The sequence below is a fragment of the Burkholderia sp. GbtcB21 genome (genome assembly GCF_019091065.1).
Taxonomy (GTDB): Bacteria; Pseudomonadota; Gammaproteobacteria; order Burkholderiales; family Burkholderiaceae; genus Burkholderia; species Burkholderia pyrrocinia_C.
The window spans coordinates 1-229 of sequence record NZ_JAGXKA010000566.1 but is presented as its reverse complement, the minus strand read 5'-3'; the positions used below and the strand labels follow the sequence as shown (position 1 = coordinate 229).

1 protein-coding gene is annotated in these 229 nt (G+C 71.2%); it reads left to right on the top strand.

Annotated elements, in window-relative coordinates; genetic code table 11:
- A partial coding sequence (locus KVT39_RS37670; protein ID WP_217591548.1) for an L-lactate permease occupies positions 1 to 229 on the top strand: 229 nt, incomplete at both ends.

Below are 229 nucleotides of genomic sequence, written 5' to 3'. Positions count from 1 at the left end.
CGCGAACTACTCGGGGATGTCGTCGACGCTCGCGCTGATGCTGGCGGCGACCGGCGCCGCGTTCCCGTTCTTCTCGCCGTTCCTCGGCTGGCTCGGCGTGTTCCTGACCGGCTCGGACACGCCGTCGAACGCCCTGTTCTGCTCGCTGCAGCAGGCCACGGCCCATCAGCTCGGCGTGCCCGAAACGCTCGCGGTGGCCGCGAACACGACGGGCGGCGTGACCGCGAAG